This window comes from Georgenia thermotolerans (assembly GCF_009193185.1).
Taxonomy (GTDB): Bacteria; Actinomycetota; Actinomycetes; order Actinomycetales; family Actinomycetaceae; genus Georgenia; species Georgenia thermotolerans.
On sequence record NZ_VUKF01000020.1, the window covers coordinates 80,561 to 86,616 of the forward strand.

The window sequence follows — 6,056 nt, forward strand, 5'->3', positions numbered from 1 at the left end:
GACCATCACCCGCCGGCGGCCGGCTCCGGCACGAGGACGAGCTTGCCGCGGGACGCCGCGCTCTCGAGCAGCTCGTGCGCGCGGCGGGCCTCGGCCAGCGGCAGCCGCTCGGCCACGACCGGGTGGATCGCGCCGCGGCGCAGCAGCTCCAGGAGCGCGGGCAGGTCCTCGCGGAACCAGTCCGGACGGCGCGGCCCGCCGCCCACGAGGCGCGCCGGCCGCCGTCCGGCCAGGGGTAGCCACTGGCGGCTGTCGCGCAGCCGCTGGATCCGGTAGGCCAGCACCCGCCGGCGGGGCGAGAGCAGGCCCCAGAGCCCCACGAGCGCCGTCGTGCCGTACCACTCGGCCCAGCCGCGCCAGCTCTTGCGTCCGCCCGCGAGCGTGGCGTAGTGGCCGTACACGACGAGGCGCCCGCCGGGGCGCAGCGCCCGGAAGGACCGCAGCGAGATGCGGCCGCCGAGCCCGTCGAGGGCGACGTCCACGCCGTCGCCGGTCAGCTCGCGCACGCGGGCCAGGAAGTCCTCGGTGCGGTAGTCGATGTCGACGGCGCCGAGCCGCTCGACGGCGGCGCGGTCCCGAGCCGAGGCGGTGCCGTACATGCGCAGCGACGCCGCCGCGCCGAGCTCGAGCACCGCGGTGCCGACCCGGCCGGCCGCCCCGTGCACGAGCACCGACTCCCCCGGCTTCACCGTCGCAGCGCGGTGCAGCAGCTGGTAGGCCGTGACGTAGGTCAGGACCAGCCCCACGACCTGCGCGGGGTCGAGGTCGTCGGGCACCTCGACCGCCTCGTCCTCGGGCACGCAGACGAGCTCGGCGTAGGCGCCGTAGGCGGTCAGCGCGGCCACCCGGTCGCCCACCCGCAGCCGGGCGCAGCCGAGGCCCAGCTCGTCGACGACGCCGACGAGCTCGTAGCCCGGCGTGAACGGCGGCCGCGGCACCCCGAGGTAGGTGCCGGCGCGCAGGAGGGCGTCGGTGAAGGACACCCCGGCAGCCAGGACCCGCACCCGGACCTCGCCCGGACCGGGGCGGGGCTCGGGGAACTCCGCCACCCGCAGGACCTCCGGGCCGCCGAAGCGGTCGACCACCACCCGCCGCATGGGCTCATGCCTACGCCGCCGGACGGGCCAGAGGAAGGGACCTTGGCCCCGTGCCGGCGCGTCGCCCGGCGCCGCCGCCCCGGCGCCTCCTCCGCCGCGGTCCCGGATGCCGCCACCTGCGAGCGCGGGGGCGCGGGGCGCGGGGCGCGGGGGGGATCCAGCACAGGCTCATGGAGCGCGCCGACAGCCCAGGCGGTACCGCGAGGGGGCGACCCCGTACTCGGCGGTGAAGGCCGTGCGCAGCGACTCCGCGGTGCCCAGGCCGCACCGGCGCGCGATCGCGGCGACGGTCAGGTCCGTCGACGCGAGGAGGTGCGCGGCGGCCTCGGCCCGAACCCGGCGGACGTACCGGCCCGGGGTGCGGCCGGTGTGCTCGACGAACAGCCGGGTGAGCTGGCGCGGGCTCACGCCGGCGTGGCCGGCCAGCGCCCCGACGGACAGGTCGGCGTCGAGCCTTGCCGAGACCAGGTCCGCCGCCGCTCGGACGGCGTGGTGGCGGTGCTGGGGTGCGGCGGTGAACATGCTCATCTGGGCCTGGTTCCCCGGTCGCTGGAGGTAGGTCACGAGCGCCCTGGCCACGCGGCGCGCGAGCTCGGGGCCGTGGTCCTCCTCGACGAGGGCCAGGGTGAGGTCCAGCGCGCTGGTCACGCCGGCGGAGGTGTAGACGTTCCCGTCGCGGACGTAGATGGGCGCCGGGTCGACGTGCACCGCCGCATAGTCCCGGGCGAGCTGGTCGGCGAAGTTCCAGTGGGTGGTGACCCGGCGGCCGTCCAGCAGGCCGGCCGCGGCCAGGACGGTGGCGCCGGTGCACACCGACGCGACCCTGCCGCTCAGGGCCGCGAGCCGGCGCACGTGGGTGACGATCAGCGGATCGCCTGCGGCGGCCACGTGCCCGAGCCCTCCGGAGACGACGACCGTGTCCACCGGTGTGGTCCACCGCTGCAAGGAGCCGTGGCCCGCCACCGACAGGCCCGAGTCGCAGGTGATCGGCCGTCCGCCGGGCGTGAGCAGGACGACACGGTACCCGGGGGCGGCGCCCAGCCGGGTGGCCACGTGCAGGGTCGACGTCACGCAGGAGATGTCCAGCAGCTCCGCGCCGGGGTAGCCCACCACCGCGACCAGCCGCTCGCCCATCGGTCACCACCCCGTGCGTGAGAGACGTCCATGCCAAGGATCCGGCCAGCCCCACGGTACCCGGCGGGGGTATCGCAGGTGAACGGAGAAGGCTGATTCCCGCACGGCCCCGCTGCCCTCGATCCGCGGACACCGGGCCACTCGAGCAAGGAGACGACATGGCAATGGACCTGGGCCACCGGACGGCCCCTCACGCGCGGGCGGGCACCACCGCCTGGCGGGCACTCCTTCGTCGCTGGCCGAGCGCACTGGGGCTCGGCGTTGCGACCCTGCTGCTGGCGACCGGAGCGGCGGAGCGCGACACCCTGGCGATCACCGTCACCGCGGCCGCCGTGTGCTACCTCGCCGCGGCCGCGCTCGGCAGGCCGTGGGTCGCCTGGGCAAGCATCGCCGGCGCCTCCCTGGTCCTGGTCGTCGGTGAGCTCGCCGGCCTGCCCTGGTGGGTCGGGCTCGCGCTGACCGGGCTGGCGCTCGTGGTTGTCGGTCTGTGGCGCGGCGCGCCACGTCCGACGCTCGTGCAGGCCGCGGCGCTCCTCGGTTTCGGCGCTCTCGCCGTGGTCGCACTGATCGTCGAGCCACGCGCCGGCCTGGTGCTCGCCGGCCTCACCCTGGCCGGCCACGCGTTCTGGGACGCCATCCACCACCGCCGCGATCAGGTGGTGTCCCGCTCGCTCGCCGAGGCGTGCATGCTGCTGGACGTGCCGCTCGGCCTCGGATGCATCGGCCTGGGCCTCGCGGCCTGACCCTCCTGGGCAGGGTCGCGACGGCGGACGCCGGCCGCGGGCAGCGCGGGGGCCGTCCGGCGGACCGGGCGGCGCGGGACCTTCAGCGGTCGCGCGCCACCCGTCGCTGCGAGACCGTGAAGGTCCCGAAGCAGCCGCAAAGAGACGCCACGGACGGTGACTGCGGTGGTCAGGACGCCACGCGCCATGGACCGAACCGAGGACGGGCCGCCCGCCACGGGCGCGGCCCGTCGCCTCCGATCCGCAGGGCCGCGCCGCCTCGGCGGCACGTGGACTCACGTCCGGCCGGTGGAGCGCATCGGCCCCGGCGACCTCGTGGAGCTGGTCACCGACGTCGGTCCGGTGCCGCTGAACGTCGGCGCCCTCCTCGTCCTCGCCGACACCGACGCCGCGACGGTCGAGGCGGTGCTCGCCCAGCGGCTGGCGTCGCTTCCGCGGCTGCGCCAACGGCTGGCGCAGCCGCCGTGGGGGCTGGGCCGGCCGTACTGGGTGGACGACCCCGGCTTCGACGTCGGCGCCCACCTCTCCCGGGCCCGCTGCCCGGCCCCCGGGGACGACACCGCCCTCCTGGCACTCGCGCTCGACACCGTCACCCGCCCCCTGCCCCGGTCGCGGCCCCTGTGGCGGGGCCTGGTCGTCGAGCTCAGCGGCGGCGGGGTCGCGGTCGTCGTGGTTCTCCACCACGTGCTCGCCGACGGCATCGGCGGCCTGGCCATGCTGGCCCGGCTCGCCGACGGGGTGCCCGCCCCGCCCGGCCGGCACCCCGCACCGCGACCGGCCCCCGGGGTGATCGACCTGCTCGCCGACCGGGCCGCCGAGCTGGTCCGGACGCTGCGGGCGGCGCGCGCGGCCGTGCCGCTGCTGCGGCGGGGCCGGGCCGAGCTGGGGCTCGGCGGCATCCCCGCCCCGCGCTGCTCCCTCAACGCCCCCACCGGCCCGCGGCGCCGGGTGGTCACCGTCGAGGCCGACCTCGCCCCGCTGCGGACCGCGGCGCACCGGTGCGGCGGGACGGTCAACGACGTCCTGCTCGTCGCCACGGGCGGCGCGCTGGCCGACCTCCTGCGGGCCCGCGGCGAGAGGGTGGCCGAGCTCGTGGTCTCGGTCCCGGTCTCCTCGCGGCCCGCGGCCGCCGCGGACGACCTCGGCAACCAGGTCGGGGTCATGCCCGTCCGGGTTCCGGCCACCGGCGACGCGCCGGAGCGCCTCGCGACCGTCGCCGGGCGCACCCGGGCGCAGAAGAGCCGCGTCCGGGGCGCCTCGGCCGCCCTCGTCGGCCCGGCCTTCCGGTTCCTGGCCGCCATGGGCGTGTTCCGGTGGTTCGTCGACCGTCAGCGGCTGGTCAACTCGTTCCTGACCAACATGACCGGGCCCGCCGAGCGGCTCACCCTCGCGGGCGCCCCCGTCCTCCGGCTCGTCCCGATCACCACCACCTCCGGCAACGTCGCCGTCGCCTTCGCGGCCCTCTCCTACGCGGGGCGTCTGTCGGTCACCGTCATCGTCGACCCCGACCTCGTCCCCGACCTGGACGCGCTCGCGACCGGGCTGCGCCGCCAGCTGCACGCGATCACGCGGAGCGTCGGCGCGCGGCCCGGGCGGCTTCCCGGCGACCGGCGCGGGTAACGGCCTCCGAGATCGCGCTGGCAGACTGCCGCCCGTGACCACCGACCGCGCGCCCGCTTCGCCCGACACCGCTGCCGCCGAGCGGATGTGGGCGTCCTACGCCGCCGCCCACCCTGCCGCCGTGCGGGCCTGCCCGGACTACACCGTCGAGCGCTTCGGCGACTCCGCGGAGCTGGCCGACGCACTCCTCGGGCTCGTGATCGACGGCCCGAAGCGGGCCACCGCCGAGCTCGTCGCGGCATTCGCCGCCGCGGGTGAGGCGCTGCCCCGGGTCGGCTCGCACTGGATCGCCTGTGACGGCGCCGGGGCCCCGCGGGTGGTGCTGCGCAGCGTCGAGCTGCGGGTGGGCACGATCGCCACAGCCGACGAGGCGTTCGCCTGGGACGAGGGCGAGGACGACCGGTCCCTCGCCTCGTGGAGCAGGGAGCACCGGCGGTACTGGACCCGTACCTGCGCGGCCATGGGCACGACCTTCTCCGACGACGACGAGATCGTCTTCGAGCGGTTCCAGGTCGTCTGGCCGCCGGAGCTCGCCGACTGACGCGGACCGTGCCGGCCTACCGGGCGTCGCGCCAGGCGAGCCACCGCTCGATCAGCGTGAGGTCGTAGTCGGGGCCGCTCGTCCCCACCGTGAACAGGGACGCCCCGGCGGCCACGAGCTCCTCGCCGACCTCCTCCGGCGGCCGGGAGACGCCCACCGACCGCTCGATCTCCGCGGGGTCGCGACCGACGTCGGCGCAGTGGCCGTCAAGGACGGCGCTCTTGTGCCGCAGCGTCGCGGCGTCGCCGAAGGTGTGCCAGATGGTGGCGTGCTCGGCGGTGTAGCGCAGCGTCTTCTTCTCCCCTCCCCCGCCGACGAGGATCGGGATGTCGCGGGTGGGCGGGGGGTTGAGCCGGTCCCACCGGCGCCGGATGCGCGGCAGCGCCTCGGCGAGGGCGCGCAGGCGGGTGCCCGGCGTGCCGAAGTCGTAGCCGTACTCGTCGTAGTCCTTCTCGAACCAGCCGGCCCCGATGCCGAGGATGAGCCGTCCGCCGCTGATGTGGTCGACCGTGCGGGCCATGTCCGCCAGCAGGTCGGGGTTGCGGTAGCTGTTGCACGTGACCAGCGCGCCGATCTCGACCCGGCTGGTGGCCTCGGCCCAGGCCCCGAGCATGGTCCAGCACTCGAAGTGCTTGCCGTCCGCGTCGCCGCGGAGCGGGAAGAAGTGGTCCCAGGTGAAGACGACGTCCGCCCCGGCGTCCTCCGCGCGGGCGACGACGTCACGGATCTGCGCGTAGTCGGCGTGCTGGGGCTGGACCTGGCACGCGATGCGAACGGGACGGCTCATGCCCCCACGCTAGGTCCGGGGGCGGGTCAGCGCCCGCGCCGGTGCGGCCCGCCGTGCCGGCGCCCCGGTTGCCCCTTGCCCCGCGGCTTCGCGCCGCGGCCCGCCCCGGCGGCGCGGCCCCGGCCGGCACCCCC

At 76.9% G+C, this 6,056-nt stretch carries 6 protein-coding genes; 3 read left to right on the forward strand and 3 right to left on the reverse strand.

Features of this window, described 5'->3' with window-relative positions; genetic code table 11:
• Positions 1 to 5: 5 nt before the first annotated feature.
• Together GD970_RS11180 and GD970_RS11185 are read right to left on the reverse strand one after the other, a co-directional pair.
• Positions 6 to 1,097: a medium chain dehydrogenase/reductase family protein gene (locus GD970_RS11180; RefSeq protein WP_152202966.1), complete on the reverse strand. Its 1,092-nt coding sequence runs from the start codon at positions 1,095 to 1,097 to the stop codon at positions 6 to 8.
• 168 nt (positions 1,098 to 1,265) lie between these two features.
• Entirely contained in the window at positions 1,266 to 2,231 is a 966-nt protein-coding gene (locus tag GD970_RS11185) for a GlxA family transcriptional regulator (RefSeq protein WP_152202967.1), read from the reverse strand.
• Positions 2,232 to 2,389: 158 nt separating this feature from the next.
• Between GD970_RS11185 and GD970_RS11190 the strand changes: the two genes are divergently transcribed.
• From GD970_RS11190 to GD970_RS11200, 3 genes are all read left to right on the forward strand, one after another.
• Complete coding sequence (locus tag GD970_RS11190; protein ID WP_211489910.1) at positions 2,390 to 2,974, forward strand: hypothetical protein; 585 nt, start codon at positions 2,390 to 2,392, stop codon at positions 2,972 to 2,974.
• 288 nt (positions 2,975 to 3,262) lie between these two features.
• On the forward strand, positions 3,263 to 4,594 hold the full coding sequence (locus tag GD970_RS11195; RefSeq protein ID WP_211489909.1) for a wax ester/triacylglycerol synthase domain-containing protein: 1,332 nt from the start codon (positions 3,263 to 3,265) through the stop codon (positions 4,592 to 4,594).
• An 85-nt stretch (positions 4,595 to 4,679) separates the two neighbouring features.
• The gene (locus GD970_RS11200; protein WP_152202981.1) at positions 4,680 to 5,135 is read left to right on the forward strand and encodes an ASCH domain-containing protein; all 456 of its coding nucleotides are present in this window, start codon (positions 4,680 to 4,682) and stop codon (positions 5,133 to 5,135) included.
• A 16-nt stretch (positions 5,136 to 5,151) separates the two neighbouring features.
• Here GD970_RS11200 and GD970_RS11205 read toward each other — a convergent pair whose 3' ends face one another.
• Positions 5,152 to 5,922, reverse strand: coding sequence for an LLM class F420-dependent oxidoreductase (locus tag GD970_RS11205; RefSeq protein ID WP_152202969.1), 771 nt, complete (start codon positions 5,920 to 5,922; stop codon positions 5,152 to 5,154).
• Between the last annotated feature and the right edge of the window lie 134 nt (positions 5,923 to 6,056).